Source organism: Micrococcus sp. HOU01 (assembly GCF_035609305.1).
In the GTDB taxonomy this organism is placed as follows: Bacteria; Actinomycetota; Actinomycetes; order Actinomycetales; family Micrococcaceae; genus Micrococcus; species Micrococcus luteus.
Window position 1 is genome coordinate 603,124 of record NZ_CP141211.1, and the last position, 22,058, is coordinate 625,181.

Sequence of the window (22,058 nt, forward strand, 5' to 3'; positions counted from 1 at the left end):
CCACAGCCCCACCCTAGAGGCTGGGGCGGAGGACGCGGAATCGGGGCCGGGGTCAGCCGGCGGCGGCGTCGTCCTCGACGCGGAGCCGGATCAGCTGCCCCATCCGCTCGGGCAGGTCCCCCTCGGGGGTGCCGACGCTGGCGTGGCGGGCGGCGGCCCGGGCGAGGTTGTCGGCCAGTTCGTTGCCGTGCACGCCCACGTGGCCCTTGACCCACGTGGTGTCCACCTGGACGTCCGCAGCCTGCGCCAGGTCGACGGCGGCCAGCAGGCGCCGCAGGGTGCGGCGGACGCGCTCGCCCCGGGCGCCACCGAGGGTGAGCCGCTCACGGCGGGCGGCGTTGAGCAGGGCCAGCGCGGCGCGCGAGTCCGAGTGGATGGTGACCCGGCCGCCGGGGGTGCCCGCCCACGCGCAGATCACGTGCCCCAGCACGAGCGCCTCCAGTTCCACCTCGAGCGGCATCGTGGCCCCGGCCACGGCCTGCACGGCCCACATGCTCGGCCCGGCGACGGCGGCCGCCCCGCCGATGCGGGAACCGCGCAGCACGGAGCCGTCCACGTACACGTCCGTCACGTCCGCCTCGTCCGCGAACGTGAGGCTGTGGGTCACCCCGGGCAGGTTGCGGCGCAGGAAGCGGTCCGTGCGGCGGCGGGAGAGGAAGACGCCGGAGGAGCGGCGCAGCGCGTCCTCCTCCTCCTGGGCGGCCTCGATGGCCTCGAGCGGGATCCGGGCCGCGCCCGTCTGGGCGACCGTCTCCGGGTCCACGTCCGGCAGCAGGTAGCTGGAGCGCTGCGTGCCCACGGGGGACTCGTCGAGCCGGTAGGAGACCACGCGCGTGTCCACGGGGGCAAGGACCTCGAGCAGGGCGAGCAGCTCGGCGTCCCGGTCCGAGCGCAGCCGCACGATCACCGGCCGCTCCGGCGGCAGCTCGACCGTGACGGTGGACCAGAAGGCGCTCAGATGCGCCGTGCCGACCATCCCGGTGTAGACGTGGCCGCGGACGTCGTCGCCGAGCTCGCGCAGCTCGAGCTCGCGGGCCACGTAGACGATGCCCCCCGTCGTCGGGTGCAGGTCCAGGCGGAGGGCGGGGCCGTGGTCCACGCCGGGCAGCATGGCCAGCGGGCTGGCCACCACGCGGACGCCGTCCCGGCGGATCCGGGTGCGCGGCGGGGAGGGACGGGGGACGACGGGGCCGGTGCGCGTGAGGTCGACGCCGTTCCGGTCCCGCGGGGTGCCCCGAGGCCGGCGGGCACGGACCACGCGCAGCGGGCGGTGCTGCTCCTCCGCCTTGGCGCCCGGGCCACGGAAGTCCCAGCCCACGTCGACGAGCGCCGCGGGGTGTGCGGGCTCGACGTCGTGATGCAGCGTCCGGTCCACGACCGTCCGCGGGTGGTTGATCCGTGCTCCCATGGCTTCGCCGGCTGTGTCGAAGGAGACCGCGCCGACACTGTGAGCCGGGTCCGGCGGGCCATGCTGGTCCTGCGGCGGTCGGGCGGGATCGCCGTGGATGAAGGGGACGACCCGTCCCGACCTGTCCGCCCGACCTTACCGAGCGGACCTGTGAGGAGGCAGGTCTCCTCTCCTCGGCCTCCCGCGCGGCGGCGCCGGACGGGGGCTCAGAGCGGGTCCGTGCGGTGCCGCTGCACGTCCGGGCCGGTCGGCACGCCGAGCGCCTGCGCCTGCGCGCGCTGCTGCCGCAGGGACACGGTGCCCAGCAGCAGTGCCAGGGCCCGCTCCCCGTCCTCCGGGGTGTCTGCCGCCTCGGTGAGCAGACGGTGCAGGCCGAGGCCGCCCAGCCCGAGCGCGAGGGCGGAGAGCACCAGGTCCGCCCCGTCCCGGTGCCGCAGCAGGGCGGCCTCCGCGGCCTCGGCGCGGCCCGCCAGGTCCGTGATGCGGCGGGCGCGCACGGTCTCCTCCGCCTCGGCGACGATCCGGTCCGCCACCCGCGCCAGCAGCGACTGCTTGTCCGGCACGTGCCAGTACAGCGCGGAGGCCTGCACGCCCAGCACCGCGGCCACGCGCCGCATGGACAGGTCGCCCATGCCGAAGTCCTGCAGGATCCCGACGGCGGCGTCCACCACGTCCTGGGCGGTCAGCCGGGGGCGGGGTGCGGGCGGGGTCATGCCTGAGAGGCTACCGCCGGGCCGGCCTCCTCCGCCGCGATGCGTCCCCCCGCGCCGAGGCGCACGGTGCGGTCGGCCATCACGGCGGCCTCCGCGAGGTTGTGGGTGACGACGACGCCGGTCGTCCCCGCCGCCCGCAGCACCGCCCGGATGTCCTCGGCCAGGCGCCGGCGCAGGTCCGCGTCGAGCGCGGACAGCGGCTCGTCCAGCAGGAGCACCCGCGGGGCCGGGGCCAGCGACCGGGCGAGCGCCACGCGCTGGGCCTGCCCACCGGAGAGTCGCTGCACGGGCCGGTCCGTGAGCTCGGTCAGGCCCACCAGGTCCAGCAGCTCGGCCACGCGCGCCCGCCGCCGGGCCCGGTCCCAGCCGGCGGACTCGAGGCCGTACGCCACGTTCCGGCCCACGGTCCGGTGCGGGAACAGCTGCCCGTCCTGGAACACCATCCCCACGCCCCGGCGGTGCGTCGGCACCGCCGCCACGTCCCGCCCGTCGAGCTCCACCGTGCCCGCCACGACGTCCTCGAGCCCGGCGATCCCGCGCAGGATGGTGGACTTGCCCGAGCCGGAGGCGCCCACGAGCGCCACGATCTCCCCGGCGGCCACGTCCAGGTCCGTCCCCCGCACGGGGGTGGAGCCGTCCGGATAGCGGATCGCCACGTCCCGGAGCCGGAGGGAGGCCCCCGTCGTCGTCGGCGTCATCACAGACCTCCCGCCCCGGCCGGGCCCCGGGGGCGCAGCCGCTCGCACACCAGCATGATCCCGGCGCTCAGCACGGCCAGCACCGTGGCCGCCGCGAGCGCCATCCCGTAGTTGTCCGCGCCCGGCCGGCCCAGCAGCCGGGCGATCAGCACCGGCAGGGTGGGCGCGGACGGGCTCGCCAGGAAGCTCGTGGCCCCGAACTCGCCCAGGGACACCGCGAACGCGAAGCCCGCGGCCACACCCACGCCGCGCGCGAGGAACGGGCCGTCCACCGTGGCCAGCACCCGCCACGGGCCCGCCCCGAGGGTGCGCGCGGCCTCCCGCAGCCGCGGGTCCACCGCCGCGAGCACGGGCACGAGCGCCCGCACCGCGAGCGGCAGCGCCACCACCGCCTGGGCCAGCGGCACGAGCACGCCCGAGGCCGCCAGCTCCGGGAACGCGGCCCGCAGGGACACGACGAAGCCGAAGCCCACGGTCACCGCGGACACCCCGAGCGGCAGGAGCAGGGCGCCGTCGAGGGCCCGCTGGGCCGCCAGCGCGGCGCGTGAGCGGAAGGACCGGGTCAGCAGCAGGGCCAGCGGCACGGCCACCACGAGCGTCACGAGCGTGGCGTCCACGGCCACCCGCAGGGACTGTTCGAGCGCCTGGGCCGGCGTCGACCCGCCCACGAACCCGCTGCCCGCGCTCGTGGACAGCAGCCGGTAGTTGCCCAGCCCCCAGCCGTGGCGGGTGTGGAAGGAGCGCACCACGAGCGTCAGGATCGGCGCCACCACGAGCGCCACCACCGCGAGCATCACGGCCACCGGGACCGCGTCCGCGCGCGTGAGCCGGGCCGGCGGCGTCTCCCGCAGGCGCAGCGCCCGCTGGGTGCGCGCCGCCGTCACGCCGGAGACCACGACGGCGGCCAGCACCACCGCGAACTGCAGCACGGAGAACACCGCCGCGGTCCGCAGGTCCAGGTAGACGGAGGTCTGCACCCAGATCTCCGACTCGAGCGTGCCGTAGCCGGGCCGGCCGAGCGTCTGGACGATGCCGAACGCGGACGCGCAGAACAGGAACACCAGCGCCGCGCTCGCGGCGATCGCCGGGGCGAGCTGGGGCAGCGTCACGGTGCGGAACGCCCGCCACGGCGAGGCGCCCAGGGTGCGGGCGGCCTCGGTCTGGCGCGGGTCGAGCGCGTTCCACAGCGCGCCCACCTGGCGCACCACCACGGACACGTTGAAGAAGACCATGGCCAGCACGACGGCGGTGGTCGTCTGGTCCAGCCCGGTGAAGCCCAGCGGTCCGCCGGGGGCGAGCAGGGCGCGGAACGCGACGCCGACCACCACCGTGGGCAGCACGAACGGCACGAGCACGAGGGCGCGGAGCACGGCCCGCCCCGGGACGCGACGCCGGTGCAGCACGAACGCGGTCGGCAGGCCGAGCGCCACCGAGACCACCGTGCCGGCGGCGGCCATCCCGAGCGTCTGGCCGAGGATGCGCCACGTGCGCTCGCGGGCGAGGGTCTCCCTGAAGGCGGTGAGGTCCACGGCGCCGGTGAACGCGTCGGCGTCGCCGCCGATCCCGCGCCAGAGCATGGCCGCCACGGGCCACGCGAAGAAGACGAGCAGGAAGGCGACCGGCAGGACGGCGGCCACCAGCCACCACGGGCCGAGCCCGTCCCCCCGGCCGCGGGCCCGCCGGCGCGGCAGGTCCGTGCCGGGGGCCGCGACCTCGGTGAGCGCGGACATCAGCGCCGGGAGGCCTCGGCCAGGGCGGTCCACTCCTTCAGCAGGTCCTCGCGGCGCTCGTCGATGCGGGCGGGGTCCGGGGTGATGGCGTCCTCGACGAGCGGCGCGTTCTGCGCCCACTCCTCGGGCAGCTGCACCGACTCGTCGATCGGGTACATGTACATCGACTCGGGCAGGGCGGACTGGACCTCCTCGGTGAGCATGAAGTCCACGAACGCCTGCGCGCCCTCGGGGTTCTTCGCGCCCTCGAGCACGCCGGCGTACTCGACCTGCGGGGTACAGGAGTCCTCGATCACCTCGGTCTCGGGGGCGAACGCGGGGGAGGAGGAGTAGGAGAGCACCACCGGGAACCGACCCTCGCCCTCGCCGCCGGAGAAGTCCGAGTTGTAGGCGTCGGACCAGCTGTCGGCGACCTTGCCGCCGTGCTCCATCAGGCCCCGCCACCAGTCCTGCCAGCCGTCGTCGCCGTACTTCTCCGTGGTGGCCGCGAGCAGCGCCAGGCCGGGGGAGGAGGCCACGGGGGAGGTAACGACCGTCAGCTTCGCGTACTCGGGGTCGTCGAGCTGGTCGATCGAGGTGGGGGCCTCGACGTCGTGGGCCTCGAACCATGCCGGATCCGTGTTGAAGCACACCTGGCCCTGGTCCACCGGGGTCATGCGGTCCTCCACCATCCGGTCCTGTGCGGAGGCGGGCAGGTCCTGCGGGGTGTATTCGGCGACGACGCCCTCGCGGACGAGGCGGTGCGCCGAGTGGTCCTCCACGCCGTAGACGCCGTCCACGGTGGGCTCGTCCTTGGCCAGCAGGAGCTGGTTCACCACGCTGCCGGCGTCGCCGGGGGCCGTGGTCTTCAGGGTGTAGCCGGACTCCTGCTCGAACTTCTGGACGAGCTCCTGGGGCAGGTTGAACGAGTCGTGCGTCATGATCGTCACCGTCGTCGGCTCGCCGCCGGCGCCGGAGGCGGACGACGACGCCCCGTCGCCGGACGAGCCGGACACCGAACAGCCGGTGAGGGCGAGGGCGGCCACTGAGAGGGCGGCGAGGGCGCGGTGTGGGGTGCGGGACATGGCGGTTCTCCTCTGGGACGGCAGAGGGGCCGGGACGAGGCCGCCACCGGAATCCCGGGACGACGTCGACCGGGAGACTCGACTTCCTTCGCCGGTGCGGACCGGAGCAGGTTCGAGGGTCTGCGGCGGACCGCACTCTCAGCGCCGCGCGGGCGCTCCCCTGTCGATGTGGACTGGTCCCGACCCTACCCCGTCCGGCCCGCGCATAGACTGCCCGCGTGAGCGCCGCACAGCCCGCGGGGGTGTCCCCGCCGTCCGCCTCGTCCAGTCCCGCCTCCGACTGGGACATCCGCCGCCCCCACCGCATGTGGCCGCGCATGCTGGTGATCGTCCTGACGCTGGCGGGTCTGGTGCTGGTGGTGCAGTTCTTCCAGGGGATCGCCTCCATCGCGGCGCCCGTCTTCCTGGGGCTGAACCTCGTGATCGTGGTCTACCCGCTGCAGGCCTGGCTCATCCGCCGGGGCCTGCACCCCGTGCTCGGCGCCACCACCACCGTCCTGCTGATCGTCGCGGTGATGGGCGTGTTCGGGGGCATGATGGTGTGGTCCGGCCTCGAGCTGGTGGCGGAGCTGCCGAAGTACACGGACCGCTTCCAGCAGATCGTCCTGGACGTCTCGCACTGGCTCAGCGAGCGCGGCGTGACCCCGGACATGGTGTCCCAGCAGCTGGCCTCGATCGACATGAGCACCGTGACCGGGACGGCCGTCAGCGCCATCACGAAGATCGCCACGAACGTCTACGCGGTCTTCGGCCTGCTCGTCACCGTGATCATGGGCATGTTCTTCCTGGCGATGGACTCGATGGACGTCGAACGCCGCGTCCGCCTGCTCAGCACCGCCCGCCACGAGTTCGGCCACGCCCTGGTCGAGTTCGCCCAGGGCGTGCGCCGCTACTGGGTGGTCACCACGGTGTTCGGCCTGATCGTGGCGGTGCTGGACGTGATCGCCCTCATGCTGATCGGCGTCCCACTCGCGCTCGTGTGGGGCGTGCTCAGCTTCCTCACCAACTACATCCCGAACATCGGCTTCATCATCGGCCTGCTGCCGCCGGCCGTCCTGGGCCTGGCGGCGGGCGGCTGGTCCGACTTCCTGTGGGTGGTGGTCAGCTACTCGGTGCTGAACTTCGTGCTGCAGTCCGTGATCCAGCCCAAGGTGGCCGGCGACGCGATCGGCGTGATCCCCACCGTCAGCTTCCTCTCCCTGCTCTTCTGGGCCTGGGTCCTCGGCCCGCTCGGCGCCATCCTCGCGCTGCCCTGCACGCTGCTGGCCAAGGCCGTGCTGATCGACGCCGACCCGAACGCCCGCTGGATCAACGCGCTCATCGCCTCGGACCTGAAGGGCATGGAGCGCCGTCAGTCCTCGCTCCTGGAACGGCTGCGCCCGGCGGCCTGGCGGTCCGACGCGCACGGGGGAGACGAGGACCGCGCCCCGGCGGACGGTGGAGACGAGGACCGCGCCCCGGCGGACGAGGTCACGGGCGAGGCTGGAGCAGCACCAGGTCGTTGAGCGCGCCGGCCAGCCGCAGCAGCGGCGGGGCGGGGAACGACAGCTGGGGCAGCCCCGGGTGCAGTGCCGCACACGCGGCGGCCGCGGCCTCCTCGCCCGCGGCGTCCTCGAACGCCGGCCGCAGCACCGCAGCGCCCAGCGGCAGCGTGTCCAGGAGGGAGCGGGGGCCCCGCTCGGCCGGGTCGTACGCGGCGGGCTGCGCCGCCCCGGTCACCGTGCGCACGCGCAGGGGCCGGCCGGCGGCGTCGTCGGCGCCCTGCAGGAAGCGCAGCGCCGCCGCCGCGTAGGGGTGCTCGGGGTGGAACCGGTCGCCGCGCCAATGCACGGCGGCCTCGCCGTCGCCCCCCAGCCGCACCCACGAGGCCAGGTGGCCGGGCCCGCCCCACGGCCCGGTGCCCGGCCGCGGTGCCGGCGGCACCCACAGCACCCGGGTGATCCCCAGCAGGGCGGCGAACTCGGCGGCCACCTGGCCGGGGGCCCACGCGCCGTTGATCCGCCCGTCCAGCACGGGGTCCGCGGCCACCACGGCCGTCCCCTCGCCGTCGCTCACCCAGGCCCCGCGCGGGGCGCACAGCAGGGGCGTGAGCAGCGGCAGTCCCGCCGCCTCCGCCACGGCCGTCGCGGCCGCGCCGTCGAGCGGCCCGGTCCCGGTCAGTCCCGCGGCGCTGCGCCAGGCGACGGCGGCCAGGCCCTCGGGGCGGCGGACGAAGCTCGGCCCGGTGCGGCCCAGCAGCGGCGAGCCCACGGGCGCGCGCAACAGGTCCACCTCCGGGGGCACCAGCCGCGCCGCCCCGGCGTCGCGCGGGTGGGCGAGCACGGTGACCGGCAGCACGGCGGCGAGCGTCTCGGCCAGGCCCACGACGGCGTCCCGCGTCTCCTCCAGCAGCGTCGGCACCGGGTGGCGGTGGGGCAGGACGAGCCAGGCCCGCTCGGGCGGGTCCTCGGGTCCGGGCACGACGAGGTCCCGGCGCTCCCGCGCGTCGGTGGGGGCGGGGTCGACGGCGGCCATGGCGGACGGGCTCCTGGGAAGACGGCGGCGACGCGCGGGCGCGCGGCGAGGGGATGTCCATCGAGCATAGGCGTCTGACAGGAAGCCGCGGCGGTTTGACCTGTGACCCGGAACACGTGCAGAGTGCGGCCATGACCGCGATGTTCTCCGCCCAGGACCATGACGATCTCGACCGGGTCCTCGGCGCGACCGGCGGGATCCCCGACCCCGCCGACCTGCACGCCCTCGCCGACGATGCCGTCGTGCAGGTGCGGCGCTGGCTCGCCGAGTCCCGGGACCACGAGGCCGACTTCGCGGCCCGCCAGCTGGCGGGCGCCCTGAAGGAGCCGGGCGGCCTCGACTTCATCGTGCGCTTCGTGGACCACGTGGTCCGCCCCGAGGACCCCGCGATCGCCGCCCGGGCGCTGCGGGAGCTCGCCGGCCGCGCCCCCGGCTTCCTGCCCCCGGCCCTGCGCGCCGTCCTCGGCGTCGGCGGCCGCGCCGCCCCGCTCGTGCCGCGCATCGCCGTCCCCACGGCCCGCCGCGTGCTGCGGCGCATGGTCTCCCACCTGATCGTCGACGCGCGGGACCGGCAGCTCGGCAAGGCCATCGCGGCCCTGCGCGACGAGCACACCCGGCTGAACATCAACCTGCTGGGCGAGGCGATCCTGGGCCAGGGTGAGGCGGACCGCCGGCTCGAGGGCATCGCCGCGCTGATCCGCCGCGACGACGTCGACTACGTGTCCGTGAAGGTCTCCGCCGCCACCGCCCCGCACGCGCCCTACGCGTTCGACGAGGCCGTCGCGGACATCACCGAGCGGCTCACCCCGCTGTTCGAGCTCGCCCGGGACCGGGACACCTTCATCAACCTGGACATGGAGGAGTACCGCGACCTCGACCTCACGCTCAACGTGTTCACCGCCCTGCTCGAGCAGCCGGGCCTGCGCGACTACGAGGCCGGCATCGTGCTGCAGGCCTACCTGCCGGACGCGCTCGCGGCCATGGTGCGCCTGCAGGAGTGGGCCGCGCGCCGCGTCGCCGCCGGTGGCGCCCCGGTCAAGGTGCGCGTGGTCAAGGGCGCCAACCTGCCCATGGAGCGGATGCAGGCCTCCCTGATGGGCTGGCCGCTGGCCACGGTGGGCTCGAAGCAGGAGGCGGACACCAACTACAAGCGCGTGCTCAACTACGCGCTCACCCCGGAGCATCTGGCCCACGTGCGCATCGGCGTGGCCGGGCACAACCTCTTCGACGTGGCCCTGGCCCACCGGCTGATCGAGCGCCGCGGCCTCGACCCGGCCGCGGTGGAGTTCGAGATGCTCCTCGGCATGGCCACCGGCCAGGCCGCCGCCGTCCGGGCCGACGTCGGCGCCCTGCTGCTCTACACGCCCGTGGTGCGGCCCGAGGAGTTCGACGTGGCGATCTCCTACCTCGTGCGCCGCCTCGAGGAGGGCGCCTCCCCGGAGAACTTCATGTCCGCCGTGTTCGACCTGGACGCGGACGCGGACCTGTTCGCTCGCGAGGAGGAGCGCTTCCGCGCCTCGCTGCGCCACCTGGACGCGGCCGTGCCCCGCCCGAACCGCGTCCAGGACCGGTCCCGCGGGGAGGACGGGCCGATCCCCGCCCCCGAGGACGGCTTCGCCAACACCCCGGACACGGACCCCGCGCTGCCCGGCAACCGGGAGTGGGCCCGCCGGATCCTCGCGGCCGTCCCGGGCTCGGCCCTCGGGACGGACACCGTCCGCGCCCACCGCGCCGCCACGGCCGACGACGCCCGCGCCGCCATCGCCGCCACCGCCGACCCCGGCGCCCGCTGGGGCGTGCTCACCGGCCACGAGCGCGCCGACGCGCTGGACGCCGTCGGACGGGCCCTGCACGCCGGCCGGGCCCGCCTGCTGGAGGTGGCCGCCGCCGAGACCGGCAAGACCCTGGACCAGGGTGACCCCGAGGTCTCCGAGGCTGTGGACTTCGCGCACTACTACGCGCGCCTGGCCCGCGGCCTGGACGCGGTGGAGGGCGCTCGCGCCGTGCCCGTCCGCCTGACCCTGGTGATCCCGCCGTGGAACTTCCCCGTGGCCATCCCGGTCGGGGGCGTCCTCGCCGCGCTCGGCGCCGGCTCGCCCGTGGTGTTCAAGCCGGCCCCGCAGTCCGAACGGACGGGCGCGGTCGCGTGGGAGCTGATCGTGGCCGGGCTGCGGGACTCGGGCCTGTTCGACGACGGCGGCCCGCTCGCCGGGCACGACCCCGCGGACCTCGTGCGCCTGGTGACGCTGGCGGACGAGGACGAGGCGGAGGTCGGCGCGGCGCTCGTGACCGACCCGGCCGTCGAGCGACTCATCCTCACCGGCAGCTGGGACACCGCACGGCTGTTCAAGGGGATGCGCCCCGACCTGCACCTGCTCGCCGAGACCTCCGGCAAGAACGCCGTGATCGTGACCCCGTCCGCGGATCTGGACCTGGCCACGAAGGACGTGGTCCAGTCCGCGTTCGGTCACGCCGGCCAGAAGTGCTCGGCGTCCTCCCTCGTGGTGCTCGTCGGCTCCGTGGGCACCTCCGAGCGCTTCCACCGGCAGCTGCTGGACGCCGCCTCCTCCCTGCACGTGGCGCACCCCGCGGACCCGCGCGCCGAGATGGGCCCCGTCATCGAGGCCCCCGGCGAGAAGCTGCGCCGCGGGCTCACCGAGCTCGGCCCGGGGGAGCGGTGGGCCCTGCGCCCGCGGCAGCTGGACGAGACGGGTCGCCTGTGGAGCCCGGGCATCCGCACCGGCGTACGCCCCGGCGCCGACGCCCACCTCACCGAGTACTTCGGCCCCGTGCTGGCCGTGATGACGGCCGAGACGCTTCAGGAGGCCATCGGGATCGTGAACGCCGTGGACTACGGCCTCACCTCCGGGCTGCACTCGCTGGACCGGGATGAGATCGACGTGTGGCTGCGCGGCGTGCGCGCCGGCAACCTCTACGTGAACCGCGGCATCACCGGGGCCATCGTGCGCCGCCAGCCCTTCGGCGGCTGGAAGCGTTCCGTCGTCGGCCCCACCACGAAGGCCGGCGGGCCGCACTACCTGCACGGCCTCGTGGACTGGGAGGACGCGCCCACGTGGGCCGGGGGAGAGGGACGGCCCGGGTCCGAGGCCGACGGTGCGGGTGCGTCCTGGCTCGAGACCGCCCGCGCCCTCGACACCCACGCGTGGACCACCGTGTTCGGGGTGGCCGCGGACGTCTCCGCGCTCGAGGCCGAGCGGAACGTGCTGCGTCACGTGCCCACCCCGGTCCTCGTGCGCCGGCACTCGGGGCCCGCCGACCACCTGCTGCGCATCGTCTCCGCCGGCCTGCGCGCCGGGGCGCCCATGACCGTGAGCCTGCGCCCGACCCCCACCGCGGAGGGGCCCGACGCGGACGGGCTCTCGGCCGAGGCCGTGCGCGGCCGGGTGGAGGAGCTGGTCCGGTCCGTCCGCACGGAGGGTGCCGGCACGGCCGCGCCGGTGGACGTCGTCGTCGAGGATGACGCCGCGTTCCACGACCGCGCCCGGCGGCTGGCCCTGGTCCCGCCCGCAGCGGAGGGCGGCGGCGACGCACGGATCCGGCTCGTCGCCGACTGGACCGGCGACCGGGAGGCGGCCGAGGCGGCGCGGCGCGCGCTGCACGCGGCGCTCGGCGACACCCCCGACGTGGCGGTCTACGCTGGCCCCGTGGTGAGCGCCGGCGAGGTGGAGCTGCTGCCGTTCCTGCACGAACAGGCCGTGTCCGTGACCGCCCACCGGTTCGGCACGCCGGACCATCTGACCGAGGGGGTCCTGTGACCCCGAGGAGGAACCTCCGATGCATCTGATCCCCCGCACGATCTGGGTCGTCGCCCGCGCCCGCCGCCGCCCCCGCGCCGGGCTCTGGGAGCCGACGACGCTGCCGATGCGCGCCCTGCCCACGGACGTGGACATCGCCCTGCACATCAACAACGGCCAGTACTTCGGGCTGTTCGACCTCGGCCGCTTCGACGCGATGGTCCGCACCGGCCTCTGGGACGAGATCCGCCGTCGCGGCTGGACGCCCGTGGTGCAGGCCGAGCAGATCGCGTTCCGCCGCTCGGTGACCCTGGGGCAGCGGTTCGACGTGGAGACGCGGATGATCGGCCTGGATGAGCGCGCGGTGTGGTTCGAGCAGCGCGTGGTGGTCGACGGCGACGTCGCGGTGCGCGCGTACATCTGCACGCGCCTGCGCAAGAAGGACGGCCGCCCCGTGGAGAACGACGAGGTCCGGGCGATCGCGGCGGCGGCCGGCCACGACCTCGCGGGGGAGCCGACGCTGCCGGAGTGGCTGCACGAGTGGCGGCGCAGCGTGGCCCTGCCGTCGGCCCGGACGCCCCTGCCCCACACGTGGGACCTCGACACAGTGCGGCGAGGATGAACGTTCGAGTGATATGGGGCACGATGGTCGGGTGAACAACAGACTCCTGATCGTCGCGACCCTCTCGCTGGCCGCGCTCGTCGTCGTGCTGGTGGCCGCCATCGGCGGCGGCGCGTGGTGGGTGCTGGCGGTCCTCCTGGTGGCGCTGCTCGTGCTCGCCGTGTGGGACATGACCCAGAAGCGGCACGCGATCCTCCGCAACTACCCCGTGCTCGGCCACATGCGGTACCTGCTGGAGTCGATCCGCCCCGAGATCCAGCAGTACTTCATCGAGCGCAACTTCGACGGCAAGCCGTTCGACCGGGACACCCGCTCGATCGTCTACGCCCGTGCGAAGGGACTGGACAGCCACAAGGCGTTCGGCACAGAGCGGGACACCTCGGAGATCGGCTACGAGTTCCTGTTGCACTCCACCGCCCCGGTCAACCCGCCGGAGGAGCCCCCCACGGTGCGGATCGGCGGCCCGGACTGCCGCCGGCCCGTGGACATCTCGCTGATGAACATCTCCTCCATGTCCTTCGGCTCCCTCTCCGCCAACGCCGTGACCGCCATGAACAAGGGCGCCGGCCTGGGCGGGTTCATCCACGAGACCGGCGAGGGCGGCCTCACCAAGTACCACCGCGGCAACGGGGCGGACCTGTTCTGGGAGATCGGCTCCGGCTACTTCGGCTGCCGCAACGAGGACGGCACCTTCAGCCCGGAGAAGTTCGCCGAGAAGGCGCTGCTGCCCGAGGTCAAGGGCATCACCATCAAGATCTCCCAGGGCGCGAAGCCCGGTCTGGGCGGCATGCTGCCCAAGGAGAAGATCTCCGCCGAGATCGCCGAGGCCCGCGAGATCCCGATGGACAAGGACTGCCTGTCCCCGGCGTCCCACTCCGCGTTCCGCACCCCGCGCGAGATGGTCAAGTTCATCGAGCAGCTCCGTGAGCTCTCGGACGGCAAGCCGATCGGCATCAAGTTCTGCGTGGGCTCCCGCGTGGACGTGCTGGCCATGACCAAGGCCATCTGGGAGGAGCGGATCGCCCCCGACTTCATCATCGTGGACGGCTCCGAGGGCGGCACCGGCGCCGCCCCGCTCGAGTACTCGGACCGCGTGGGCACTCCGCTGACCGAGGGCCTCATGCTCGTGCACAACGCGCTCGTGGGCACCGGCCTGCGCCACATGATCAAGCTCGGCGCGGCCGGCAAGGTCGCCACCGGTTCGGACATCGTCAAGCGTCTGATCCAGGGCGCGGACTTCACCATGTCCGCCCGCGCGATGATGATGGCCACCGGGTGCATCCAGGCGCAGAAGTGCCACACGAACGAGTGCCCCGTGGGGGTGGCCACGCAGGACCCGCGTCTGATGCGCGCCATCGACGTGGAGGACAAGGGCAACCGCGTCTTCAACTACCACCGCCTGACCGTGCGCGAGGCCGTGCAGATCATGGCGTCCATGGGTCTGACGCATCCGTCCCAGCTGAACACCCGCATGCTGCGCCGCCGCGTGGACCACCTGAGCACCCGCTCGTACGCGTCCATCTACCACTGGCTGCGCACGGACGAGCTGCTCAACGACCCGCCCGCCGGCTGGGCCATGGACTGGGAGGAGGCGGACGCGGACCACTTCGGCGAGCACGCCCGCGTGGACTACCTCACCGAGCGTGACCCCGAATGGCGCTCCGAGCTGCTGATCCCGGGCCGCGAGGCGGCCGGCGCCCCCGTGCAGGGCTCCCCCATCTCCGGGACGGGCTCCACGCTCGTCGACGCCCGGCGGGCCGAGTCCGTGCCGCTGACCACGTCGCCGATGCCGCGCGTCAGCTCGCTGAGTGAAGGGGAGTCGCTGTCCCCGCACGGCGGCCGCCGTCGGGCCCCGCAGGATCCGGCCCCCGCCGCCACCGCCGGCGAGACGCCCACCGACGAGAACGACGGCCTGCCGGCGGAGGCCGGCGAGCGGCCCGAGCGCCAGGATGGCGAGGAGGTCACCCGGCGGGGGACCACCGGCCGCGTGGAGGGCGAGCACCGCGGTGAGGGCCGCGTCGGCTGACCCGCCCCCGCAGTCATCCCCGCCCCTTTCGAGGCGGGAAATCCACCGCACACGACGCCCCCGGGCGCCCATGAGATGGATTTCCCGCCTCGTCGCGTGAGGGGTTGTAGCCTGGGGCCGTGACCCCGCCCGCCCCCGCCGCTCGCCGCCCCTCCGCGGCCCTGCTGTGGGTGCTGCTGGCGGCCATGGGCGCCGGGCCCCTGTTCAACTACGGCGTCTCCGCCTCCTCCACGGTCGTGATGGAGCGGCTCGACGTCACCTCGGGCCAGCTCGGCACCGTGATGACGGTCGTGTTCGCGGCGGCCGCCGTCACCTCGCTCGGCCTCGGCTGGGCTGCCGACCGCCTGTCCGCCCGCGCACAGCTGAGCATCATCTTCGGTGGCACCGCCGCGGCGCTCGTGCTCGGCGCCGTCGCCCCGTCCCTGCCCGTGCTGTACGCGGCGGCCGCCGTCGCGGGCGTCACGCAGGCCATCTCCAACCCCACCACGAACCGGATCATCCGGACCGTGGTGCCGCCGGAGAGGCGCATCGGGTGGGTCGGGGTGAAGCAGTCCGGCGTGCAGGCGGCGCAGCTGGTCGGCGGCCTGTTCTTCCCGGCCGCGTCCCTCGCCCTCGGCTGGACGGGCGCCGCGCTGGGGGCCGCGGTGCTCATCGGGGCGCTCTGGGTGCTCGCGCTGGTCGCCGCCCCGCCGCTGCCCGGGGCGCCGCCGCCGGCCACCGGCCCCGTCGGCGGGCGACGACGGCGGGACACCTCGCCCCTGCCGGCCACGGTCTGGTTCTTCGCGGCGATCGCGTTCCTCACCGGCCTGGGCATGCAGGCCACGAACACGTACCTGCCGCTTTTCGCGGTCGAGACGCTGGGGATGACGCTCGTGGCCGGCGGCGCCGCGGCGGCCGTGTCCGGGGTGGTCGGGGTGCTCTCCCGGATCGGGTGGAGCCGGCGGATGAGTGCCGGAGACCGGCGCACCACCCTGCTGGCCGTGATCTGCCTGGGTGCCGTGGCCGGCGTCGTGGTGTTCCTCGCCGCGGACCTGCTGGACCTGCCGGCCCTGCTGTGGGTGGGCGCCGCGGTGCACGGCCTGACGGTGCTGGGCGCCAACGTGGTGATCAACGCGGGCCTGCTGAGCGAGGTGCCGGCCGAGCGGCTCGGCCGTGCGACCGGGGCGAACTCGATGGGCATGTACGCCGGCTTCGCCCTGGGCCCGCTGCTGATGGGCGTGCTGCGCGACGTCACGGGCGACTACCGGGCCGGCTTCGCGGTCGTCGCGGCCGGGTATCTGCTGGCCCTGGGCGTGGTGCTGCTGCTGCGTCGCCACGTGGGCCGGCGGGGCGCGGCCTGACGCGCAGGGCCAGGACGAGACCCACCGCGGAGGACCGCGCCTCAGCGACATCACCGCAGTGCAGCCCTGCGGTGATGTCGCAGCGCCGCGGTCGAACGGGCGTACGGCGGAGTGCGGCGCAGTGCGCGGGCGTGCGGGACGCACGGAAGCGCACACGACGACGCCCCCGGTCCGTGCGGACCGGGGGCGTCGGAAGCCGTGCGTCAGGCGAAGATCAGAGCTTCGTCACGTTGGCGGCCTGGAGGCCCTTGGGGCCGTCCTGGGTCTCGAACTCGACGCGGTCGTTCTCCTGGAGCTCCTTGAAGCCCCCGCCCTGGATGGCGGAGAAGTGCACGAACACGTCCGCGGAGTTGTCCTCGGGGGCGATGAAGCCGTAGCCCTTCTCAGCGTTGAACCACTTGACAGTACCGACAGCCATGATGGTGTCCTTTCGATGTGCCCCCGCGGTGCGGTGGCGGTGTTGGACCGCGGCCCGGAGGTGGGACGCGGGTGAAGCGGCGAGACTGAACCGCTTGCCCAACACTCATCGACGCCGGCGATGCCGGGCTGACGAGCAGTGAAGATGGCGGGATACAGCTTGATCAACTTCAGGCTCCATCATTGCACGGATCTCGCCGACCGGGAACCAGGGGCCCGATTGTTCACCTGGAGTTCGCTCAGAGCGCGCGCAGGCCGTGGAAGAGATTGCGGTGCAGGGCGGCCGGGGGAGCGGCGTCCGTGTGATCCGCCAAGGCCGTCACCTCCAGCAGCACCACCGTGTGGTCGCCCGCCGGGACCTCGGCGTGCACCCGCGTCTCGAGCCAGAGCGAGGAGCCCCCGATCAGCAGGGCGTCGTGCGGGCTGCGGTGCACGTCGAGACCGGCGAAGCGGTCGCCCTCGCGGGCGGCCAGCTGACGGCACAGCGGCGTCTGGTCCGCTGCGAGCAGGGAGACGCCGATCGACCCGGCCCGGCGCAGGCGCGGCCAGGTGCGGGAGCTGTTCTGCGCGGAGAAGGACACGAGGGCCGGCTCCCAGGAGATGCCCACGCCGAAGGAGGAGGAGACCATCACCTCGGGGACGTCGTCGGCGAGGCCCGCCAGCGCGACGACCCCGGTGGGGAATGCCGAGAGGCCGGAGCGGAGGTTGCCGAGGGACAGGTCGGTGTCCCACGCGGCGGTGTGGGGTTCGTGGGTCAGGGTCATGGCGCGCGTCCTCTTCCGATGACTGGCGCGGCTCCGCAGACGGCGGGAACGCGGATCGCCCGGATCCGCGGAGGCGCGGTACTTGCCCGTCGGGGTGTCCGAGGGGCCGAATCATCACCTGGAGCACCCCACTACTGCGTGAGAGGGTTGCCGTCCCGCCGGCCAGGGCCGTGAATGACGGGAACTCGTGATTCTGGGGATCAGCCTACGGAGGGGTCCGTGGGGTGGTCAAAGCGCGGCGGTCGCGCGGCGTCATCCGAGCTGCCCGATGTGATGCTTGACACACCGTGCATCGCCAGCCAGGATCAAGCCACTCGAGAGGGGGGCTCGAGACCGCAGCCCGCGGCCCCGCAATCGGTTCTCTGAGAGGGATCGGATCATGCGGATGGACATCGAGAAGAAGCGTGCGGCATTGTCGGCCGCCGTGGTCGTCGCGGCTCTCCTCGGTATCGCCATCTCGGGATGCTCCGCTTCCCCGGGCAGCGTCTCCTCCACCGCGAAGGCATCCACCGCTGCGGCGTCCTCCGTCACCGTGACGTCAGCGGCCCCCTCGGCAACCCGGTCGGCCTCCGCCACCGGTTCGTCCGCGTCGTCACCCGCCGGTGAAGAAGCACTCCCCGCCGCGCTGTTCGAGGAGGACGGGATGACGTTGGTCGAGTACACGCGCCGGCATCCGGATGCGGGCTATCTCGACCCGGAGAAGGAGTCCGTCCTGGAGGAGGCGGTCGGGACGGGCACACAGCAGATCACCGTGGACGCCCAACAGGGTGCGGTCCTTCGGGTCATCGTGCTGTGTCCTTCGGATGCCACCGGTGAGACGGAGATCCTGACCTCACGGGGTGGCGGGGGAACGAAGACCTGGATGGCCGGGTCGGAGGCGCTGTGCGGCGGCTGGTCGGCGGCGACTCCCCCCGTGGATGAGGCGGGGCCGATGACGTTCACCGCCACGGTGGACAACGACAAGCCGTTCTGGATGGTGCTGACCGCACCCTCCGCATGAGGCCGCCATCACGACGGCGGATGACGGCGCGGGGAGGACTGAGTCGCTCAGCGTCGGTCGCGGCCGCGCAGCGCGTCCAGCTGCCGGCGGTCCCGTTTGGTGGGCCGGCCCGCGCCGCGCTCGCGGTACGGCACCGCGAGCAGCTCACGCGGCACGGGCGGCGGGGAGTGGTCCACGTACTGCTGCCGGGCCACGGGGGCGCCCACCCGCTTGGCGATCAGCCCCGTGACCTCCAGGATCCGCTCGCGTCCGTCCTGGCGCACCCGCACCCGGTTCCCGACGACGACGGGCGTCGCCGCCTTCACCGGCTCGCCGTCGATGCGCACGTGGCCCGCGCGCACCGCCGCCGTCGCGGCGGACCTGGTCTTGTACAGCCGCACGGCCCACAGCCACGCGTCGATGCGGACGCCGCTCACGCCCGCCCCCTCACGCGAAGCGGGCGCGGATCGCGGCGCCGTGCGCGGGCAGGCGCTCGTCCTCGGCCAGCACGCCGATCCCGTCCGCGACCTCCTTGAGCCCGGTCTCCGTGTAGCGGATGCGCTGCTGCAGGCGCAGGAACGTCACCGTGTTCAGACCGGAGGAGTGCCGGGCCGTCCCCGAGGTGGGGAGCACGTGGTTGGACCCGGCCGAGTAGTCGCCCAGCGGCACGGGGGCGTGCGGGCCCACGAACACGGCGCCGGCGTTGCGGATGCGCCCCACGAGGGCCTCGGGGTCGCGCGTCTGGATCTCGAGGTGTTCGGTGGCGTAGCGGTCGGAGACCTCCACGGCCTGGTCCATGTCCCGCACCAGCAGCACGCCGGACTGGGGGCCGGTGAGGGCTTCGCGGATCTGGTCCTCGTGGAACGCCCCGGGCACCTGCGCCTCGATCGCCGCCTGCACGTCCCGGAGCAGGTCCTCGGAGTCCGTGATGAGCACGGAGGCGGCCAGCGGGTCGTGTTCGGACTGGCTGATCAGGTCCGCGGCCACCCAGTCGGCGCGGGCGGTGCCGTCCGCGATCACGGCGATCTCGCTCGGCCCGGCCTCGGCGTCCACGCCGATCACGCCCTGGAGCGCGCGCTTGGCGGCGGCCACGTACACGTTGCCGGGCCCCGTCACCAGGTCGACGGGCGCGCAGAGCCACCCGCCGTCGTCGTCCTGGACGCCGTGCGCCAGCATGGCGACGGCCTGGGCGCCGCCGGCCGCGTAGACCTCGTCCACGCCCAGCAGCGCGCACGCGGCGAGCACGGTGGGGTGGGGCAGGCCGCCGTGGTCCCGCTGCGGGGGCGAGGTCACCGCGAGGCTCCCCACGCCGGCCGCCTGCGCGGGCACCACGTTCATCACCACCGAGGAGGGGTACACGGCGCGGCCGCCGGGCACGTACAGGCCCACGCGGCCCACGGGGATCCAGTGGTTCTCCACGACGGCGCCCTCGCCGAGCTCGACCGTGGAGTCCTGGGGGTGCTGGGCGTCGTGCACGAGCCGGGCCCGGCGGATCGACTCCTCCAGGGCGGCGCGCACCCGCGGGTCGAGCCCGGCCAGGGCGGCCTCGAGCGCCTCCGCGGGCACGCGCAGGGCCGGCGGGCGGACGCCGTCGAACCGCTCAGCCAGCTCCAGCAGGGTCTGCTCGCCGCCGTGGCGGACCTGCTCGATGATCGGGGCGACCACCGGCACCACGGAGGACACGTCCACGTTCGCCCGCGGGATGATGCGGGACAGGTCCGCGGTGGCGGTGTCGAGCGGGCGCAGGTCGGTGACGGAGAGCACGGATTCCTCCAGGGGGGCGGCGGGCCGGCGGGACGGGGCGCGACGACGGCCGGGCCCGGACCGCGCGGACGGTCAGGCTCCATTGTGCTCTTCTCCGGGGTGCGTCCGGGGGCGGGTGTCAGACTGTCGTCATGGTCTTCCCCGCGCTGCCCGCCCTCGCGACCCCGCCCCTGCTGACCGCCCTGGACCGCCTCCTGGCGGGCGAGACCGTGCCGTCCGGGGTGGAGGGGGACATCCAGGACGGGGCGGCCGCCACCACCCGGGCCTTCGGCGTGGAATGGGGGACGCTGCTGACCGTGCTGATGGCGTTCGCGATCGGCGCGGCGGTCGTGTACCTGGCCCTGCAGGTGGCACGCGTCGTGCTCGTGCGCCGCCCCGCGTTCCAGCACGGCGCCGCACGGCTGAGCCTGCCGGCCGCCGTCGCCGCCGGCCTGCTGGCCTCCCGGATCTGGCTCGGGGTCATGGCCGAGGAGCAGGCCTGGTACCGGCCGGCGTCGTTCCTGATGCTCATCGCCGTGGCCGCGGCGGGCGCGTGGGCCGCGTGGCGCCTGGTCGGTGTGATCGAGGCGGGGATCCTCGGCCGCTACCAGGAGACCGGCGTCGAGCACTGCCGCGAGCGACGCATCCGCACGCAGACCATCCTGATCCGGCGCATCCTCAACGCGGTGATCGTGGTGGTGGCCGTCGCCGTGGTCCTGCTGGGGGTGCCCGAGGTGCGCTCGCTCGGGGCCGGCCTGCTCGCCTCCGCCGGTGTGATCTCGGTGATCGCCGGCCTGGCCGTGCAGTCCACGCTGACCAACGTGTTCGCCGGCTTCCAGCTCGCCTTCACGGACGCGATCCGGGTGGGCGACGTGGTGGACATGGAGGGCGTGTTCGGCACCGTCGAGGAGATCACCCTGTCCAACGTGGTGCTCAAGCTCTGGGACGGCCGCCGCATGGTCTACCCGTCCTCGCACTTCACCACCCGGCCGTTCGAGAACTGGACGCGGGTGGGCGCCGAGGTCTCCGGCGTCGTGGAGCTGGACGTGGACTGGCGCGTGCCCATGGACGCGCTGCGCGCACGACTCACCCAGCTGCTCGAGTCCACGGACCTGTGGGACGGACGCGAGCACGCGCTGCAGGTGACCGATGCGACCGGCGGCGTCGTGCGCATCCGCGCCGTGGTCTCCGCCCGCAACTCCGGCGACCTCTGGGACCTGCGCTGCCTCGTGCGCGAGGACCTCGTGGCCTTCCTGCGCCACGAGCACCCCGAGGGCATCGTGGTGCAGCGCATGGTGGACCGGCACCCCGCCCACGACGACGCGGCGCCCGCCTCCGAGGGATCCGATGCAGGGGCTCGCGGTGGCGACCGGACGGGCGAGCCGGGCCCGAACGGCTCCGGGGTGGCGGCCCGCGAGCCGCGCCCGCGCACCGCGCCGCTGCCGCGCGTCGACGGCGCCGATCCGCGCCCGGACACCCTCACCACACCGCTGACCCGCGTGGGCGACCACTCCGGCCTGTACACCGGCTCGATGACGGCGGTGCAGCGCAACCGCGAACTCGCCGGCCCGGGCGAGGAGGCGTTCGCCGAGCGGCGCGCGCAGCAGGCCAAGCAGGCGGCGGAGGCCGCGGCCGCGGACGAGGCCGGACGGCGCAGCGGTGCCGGCTCTCACGCGGACGGCCTCCTCGACGACGCCGTCACCCGCCGCCGTCAGGACGACGAGGACTGAGGCGCGGCGGGAGCGCTCAGCGCTCGAGCGTCGGGTCCCCGGGATCGACGGGCGTGAGCCGACGCCGCTCGGCCATCGGCTCGGACGCGGGCAGGCCGTGGGCGGCCGGGTCCGTCTCGGCGACGTGGCTCACGGCCTCGGGCGTGTGGTCCCCGTACTGCCGGTACTCCTTCACGCACAGCACGGGCTGATCGATCTCCTGCAGCAGCTCGTCCGAGACCGATCCCATGACGAACCGGCCGAAGCCGCCGCGGCGGCGCACGCCGATGACCACGATGGACGGGTCCAGCTCCGAGGCCACGTCCTTCATCTCCTCCACCGTGGACCGGCCGCGTGCGTACTGGCGGAACTCGGCCGTCACGCCGGAGGCGTCCAACCGGGCTTGCACGCCGCGCTGCTGCTCCTCCGTGACGAGGGACTTGGTGCGGTGCTCGCCGCCGGGGCCCGCATTGACCACCACCACGTGCTCGCCGGTGGAGCGGGCGATGTCGAGGGCGGTGTCCAGAGCGGCGTCCGCGGCCTTCGAGGGGGCGTAGCCGACGAGGATGGTCATGG

The 22,058-nt window shown here is 74.4% G+C and carries 18 protein-coding genes and 2 riboswitches; of the genes, 7 read left to right on the forward strand and 11 right to left on the reverse strand.

Annotated features, from left to right (window positions below):
- Window positions 1–52 precede the first annotated feature (52 nt).
- From SOY78_RS02825 to SOY78_RS02845, 5 genes are all read right to left on the reverse strand, one after another.
- Window positions 53–1,408: an RNase H family protein gene (locus SOY78_RS02825; RefSeq protein WP_324701756.1), complete on the reverse strand. Its 1,356-nt coding sequence runs from the start codon at window positions 1,406–1,408 to the stop codon at window positions 53–55.
- Between the two features lie 206 nt (window positions 1,409–1,614).
- On the reverse strand, window positions 1,615–2,121 hold the full coding sequence (locus SOY78_RS02830) for a TetR family transcriptional regulator (RefSeq protein ID WP_041102654.1): 507 nt from the start codon (window positions 2,119–2,121) through the stop codon (window positions 1,615–1,617).
- Window positions 2,118–2,819 carry an ABC transporter ATP-binding protein gene (locus SOY78_RS02835; protein ID WP_324701757.1) on the reverse strand — a complete coding sequence of 234 codons (702 nt, stop codon included), beginning with the start codon at window positions 2,817–2,819 and terminating at the stop codon, window positions 2,118–2,120. The genes SOY78_RS02830 and SOY78_RS02835 overlap by 4 nt, the downstream gene beginning before the upstream one ends.
- On the reverse strand, window positions 2,819–4,549 hold the full coding sequence (locus SOY78_RS02840; protein WP_324701758.1) for an ABC transporter permease: 1,731 nt from the start codon (window positions 4,547–4,549) through the stop codon (window positions 2,819–2,821). The genes SOY78_RS02835 and SOY78_RS02840 overlap by 1 nt, the downstream gene beginning before the upstream one ends.
- Window positions 4,549–5,613, reverse strand: coding sequence for a thiamine ABC transporter substrate-binding protein (locus tag SOY78_RS02845; protein ID WP_324701759.1), 1,065 nt, complete (start codon window positions 5,611–5,613; stop codon window positions 4,549–4,551). Before SOY78_RS02845 ends, SOY78_RS02840 begins: the two co-directional genes overlap by 1 nt.
- Window positions 5,614–5,679: 66 nt before the next feature.
- Window positions 5,680–5,785, reverse strand: a riboswitch (TPP riboswitch).
- 46 nt (window positions 5,786–5,831) lie between these two features.
- Here SOY78_RS02845 and SOY78_RS02850 point away from each other — a divergent pair.
- Window positions 5,832–7,118, forward strand: coding sequence for an AI-2E family transporter (locus SOY78_RS02850; protein ID WP_324701760.1), 1,287 nt, complete (start codon window positions 5,832–5,834; stop codon window positions 7,116–7,118).
- Here the strand turns inward: SOY78_RS02850 and SOY78_RS02855 are convergent.
- A complete protein-coding gene (locus SOY78_RS02855; protein WP_324701761.1) occupies window positions 7,084–8,127 on the reverse strand; it encodes an agmatine deiminase family protein in 1,044 nt (347 codons plus the stop codon). The genes SOY78_RS02850 and SOY78_RS02855 overlap by 35 nt on opposite strands.
- Window positions 8,128–8,258: 131 nt before the next feature.
- Between SOY78_RS02855 and SOY78_RS02860 the strand changes: the two genes are divergently transcribed.
- From SOY78_RS02860 to SOY78_RS02875, 4 genes are all read left to right on the forward strand, one after another.
- Complete coding sequence (locus SOY78_RS02860; protein ID WP_324701762.1) at window positions 8,259–11,903, forward strand: bifunctional proline dehydrogenase/L-glutamate gamma-semialdehyde dehydrogenase; 3,645 nt, start codon at window positions 8,259–8,261, stop codon at window positions 11,901–11,903.
- A 19-nt stretch (window positions 11,904–11,922) separates the two neighbouring features.
- Window positions 11,923–12,504, forward strand: a complete 582-nt coding sequence (locus SOY78_RS02865; protein ID WP_324701763.1) for an acyl-CoA thioesterase — start codon at window positions 11,923–11,925, stop codon at window positions 12,502–12,504.
- Window positions 12,505–12,517: 13 nt separating this feature from the next.
- On the forward strand, window positions 12,518–14,530 hold the full coding sequence (locus SOY78_RS02870; RefSeq protein WP_324701764.1) for an FMN-binding glutamate synthase family protein: 2,013 nt from the start codon (window positions 12,518–12,520) through the stop codon (window positions 14,528–14,530).
- A 119-nt stretch (window positions 14,531–14,649) separates the two neighbouring features.
- Window positions 14,650–15,870 (forward strand): MFS transporter, encoded by a 1,221-nt coding sequence (locus tag SOY78_RS02875; RefSeq protein ID WP_141843343.1) that lies wholly within the window; start codon window positions 14,650–14,652, stop codon window positions 15,868–15,870.
- A gap of 214 nt (window positions 15,871–16,084) precedes the next feature.
- Here SOY78_RS02875 and SOY78_RS02880 read toward each other — a convergent pair whose 3' ends face one another.
- Together SOY78_RS02880 and SOY78_RS02885 are read right to left on the reverse strand one after the other, a co-directional pair.
- Window positions 16,085–16,288: a cold-shock protein gene (locus SOY78_RS02880; protein WP_020628179.1), complete on the reverse strand. Its 204-nt coding sequence runs from the start codon at window positions 16,286–16,288 to the stop codon at window positions 16,085–16,087.
- Between the two features lie 238 nt (window positions 16,289–16,526).
- Window positions 16,527–17,051 (reverse strand): flavin reductase family protein, encoded by a 525-nt coding sequence (locus SOY78_RS02885; RefSeq protein WP_061867666.1) that lies wholly within the window; start codon window positions 17,049–17,051, stop codon window positions 16,527–16,529.
- A gap of 73 nt (window positions 17,052–17,124) precedes the next feature.
- A riboswitch (SAM riboswitch) is annotated at window positions 17,125–17,244 on the reverse strand.
- Window positions 17,245–17,436: 192 nt separating this feature from the next.
- On the opposite strand from SOY78_RS02885, the gene SOY78_RS02890 reads away from it, so the two are divergent.
- A complete protein-coding gene (locus SOY78_RS02890; protein ID WP_225941377.1) occupies window positions 17,437–18,051 on the forward strand; it encodes a hypothetical protein in 615 nt (204 codons plus the stop codon).
- 47 nt (window positions 18,052–18,098) lie between these two features.
- Here the strand turns inward: SOY78_RS02890 and SOY78_RS02895 are convergent, their stop codons facing one another.
- On the reverse strand, window positions 18,099–18,467 hold the full coding sequence (locus SOY78_RS02895; RefSeq protein ID WP_002855797.1) for an RNA-binding S4 domain-containing protein: 369 nt from the start codon (window positions 18,465–18,467) through the stop codon (window positions 18,099–18,101).
- Window positions 18,468–18,477: 10 nt separating this feature from the next.
- Window positions 18,478–19,794, reverse strand: coding sequence for a histidinol dehydrogenase (gene hisD, locus SOY78_RS02900; RefSeq protein WP_135040549.1), 1,317 nt, complete (start codon window positions 19,792–19,794; stop codon window positions 18,478–18,480).
- A gap of 131 nt (window positions 19,795–19,925) precedes the next feature.
- On the opposite strand from hisD, the gene SOY78_RS02905 reads away from it, so the two are divergent.
- Entirely contained in the window at window positions 19,926–21,503 is a 1,578-nt protein-coding gene (locus SOY78_RS02905) for a mechanosensitive ion channel family protein (protein WP_256998916.1), read from the forward strand.
- 16 nt (window positions 21,504–21,519) lie between these two features.
- Here the strand turns inward: SOY78_RS02905 and SOY78_RS02910 are convergent, their stop codons facing one another.
- Window positions 21,520–22,056 carry a universal stress protein gene (locus SOY78_RS02910; RefSeq protein WP_324701765.1) on the reverse strand — a complete coding sequence of 179 codons (537 nt, stop codon included), beginning with the start codon at window positions 22,054–22,056 and terminating at the stop codon, window positions 21,520–21,522.
- Between the last annotated feature and the right edge of the window lie 2 nt (window positions 22,057–22,058).